Origin of the sequence: Chryseobacterium kimseyorum (genome assembly GCF_025971945.1) — a bacterium.
Classification (GTDB): Bacteria; Bacteroidota; Bacteroidia; order Flavobacteriales; family Weeksellaceae; genus Chryseobacterium; species Chryseobacterium kimseyorum.
The window spans coordinates 1-1,309 of the sequence record NZ_JAPDHW010000044.1; the positions used below are offsets into that span (position 1 = coordinate 1).

Consider the following 1,309-nt stretch of genomic DNA (forward strand, 5'->3'; position numbering starts at 1 on the left):
TACAGCTTAGCCGGAGCTACAGGAGAAATCAGAGCATTTACAGATCCTGCTATATCAGGAGCTCTGGGAACAGTTGTAAATACAACACCTTATCCACAGACACCTGCAAGTTCGGCAAATGGTGCAAATGCGATGGGATACAGCAATCTTACGAAAAAATTCTATTATGTTCAGATTCAGGCTACAGGCTCCGGAAACAATACTTTTGTAAGCTACGACCCTGCAACCAATGTGTACGAAACTTTAGCAGGAACAACGGGAACTATTTATAGAGGTACTGTGACGAATGACGGTGCAGGTTATTACGCTATCACAAATAATAATATTTTAAAGTATTACAGCATTACAAATAATACATGGACGACCATAACCAGTACTTATGTAGATCAAAACGGAGTCAGCCTGAACTCGCTTCTCGGCAACTACGCCGGTGGAGATATTGCTATGGACGGTAATGGAGATTTATGGATTTTGGCAGGTCAGGGAGCCAGCCCAACAGCTTATGTTTTCAGAGTTAAAAGCACGGTTCCAACGACCGGTATGGGGTCAACACCTTTGGTTTTGGAGCAGATCGTGAAACAGGATATTGGAAGCAGCCCTAACGGTATTGCTTTCAGTCCTGCTGGACAACTGTATATTACCAATGTTACCACCTTATTCAGAATGAATGACGACTTTACTATTTCTGCTATTGGCGCGATATCGCCTGCTGGAGGTGGTGGAGATTTAGCAAGTTGCGCATTTCCAGTTAATCCTTTTGCGGTTTCAGATTTTGGAGATGCACCAGATACTTACAAAACAATCCTTGCATCGGATGGACCAAGGCATATGCCATCTCAATATGATGCGACAACCAATACTGCGTCACTGATGATCGGAAGTTCAATTGATTTAGAAATTGACGGAATTCCGAACGTAGATGCAAACGGTGATGATCTGAGTAATGTCAACGATGAAAACAGCATCTCAATAACAACATTGTTTATCAATTCGACTTCTTACACAACTGCTGTTCCGGTAGTCAATAATACTGGAGGTAATGCAACTCTTAGAGGCTGGATAGATTTTAACAAAAATGGAATTTTTGACTCATCTGAGTCTGCAACAGTCACTGTTCCTAATGGTGCTACAAGTGCTCTACTAACCTGGACAGGATTATCAGGATTAACGGCAGGAGACACTTATTACCGATTAAGAATTGCAAAAAATGCCGCTGATATTACACTTCCCACCGGTTCTGTTTTTGGAGGTGAAGTAGAGGATGGAAAGCTGACGATTCAGGCAGTATGTTACGAAGATCCCGCATTGG

1 protein-coding gene is annotated in these 1,309 nt (G+C 42.3%); it reads left to right on the forward strand.

Features of this window, described 5'->3' with window-relative positions; genetic code table 11:
• Positions 1–1,309 (forward strand): GEVED domain-containing protein (locus tag OMO38_RS20240; RefSeq protein ID WP_264751988.1); only part of this gene is annotated, 1,309 nt, incomplete at both ends.